The sequence below is a fragment of the Neisseria sp. P0021.S006 genome, from assembly GCF_051956895.1.
Window position 1 is genome coordinate 1 of record NZ_JBQCWZ010000684.1, and the last position, 740, is coordinate 740.

Genomic DNA, 740 nt, shown 5'->3' on the forward strand with positions numbered 1-740 from the left:
TCGGCTCGGCTTGGGTGGCGGGGTTCGACAATATTGCGGATACGTTTGCCGTCAGCTTGGCAGGCCGTCTGAAAAAGGACTTGGACGGCCAAGTCTTTATGAAGAATATTGATGGGTCGATTGCCACCTTGGATGCGTGTTTTTTGAACCAGCTTGGTAACGGGATGACGTTCGGCAGAATAAAGTCCGCCCAGTCGCAGTATGTCGATATGGGGGACGGCGCTTTTCAGCAAGGCTTGCTCGATTGTGAGGATTTGACGGGCGGATTCGGTTTGCGGATCGGGAGGTGTAGTTTCATCGCATATGCGTGCTTGGTCGCCATACACGCTGGTGCTGCTGGTAAAGATGATGTGTTGTACCTTAGATTGCTCGGCAAGTTGAATCCATTTTTTCAGGGTATCGGCGTAATGGTTTAATGACGAAGGCGGAAGCAGGCAAAACCATGTCGGCTTGTTGATATGGTTTTGCCACAAGGCCGAACTGTGAAAAATATCGTCTTGATTCAAATCGATGATGTCGAGTTCAATCGGCAGATTGATGTCGTCAGAGGTCAGGTTGCGTTTGACGGCGGCTACCTGACTGCCTTGTTCATAACATTTTTGCGCCAGCGGCAGGCCGAGATAGCCTAAGCCGAGAATGGAAATATAGGGAAGGTGCATAAATAAAGCATCCGAAAATTAACAGGCCGTCTGAAAATAGCTTTAACTTGGTTAAAGCCACGTTTTCAGACGGCCTTTGTA

1 protein-coding gene is annotated in these 740 nt (G+C 49.1%); it reads right to left on the bottom strand.

Features of this window, described 5'->3' with window-relative positions:
- Positions 1–659: SDR family NAD(P)-dependent oxidoreductase (locus tag ACTHUM_RS16465; RefSeq protein ID WP_440403491.1), on the bottom strand; the 659-nt coding region annotated here is incomplete at its 3' end.
- Between the last annotated feature and the right edge of the window lie 81 nt (positions 660–740).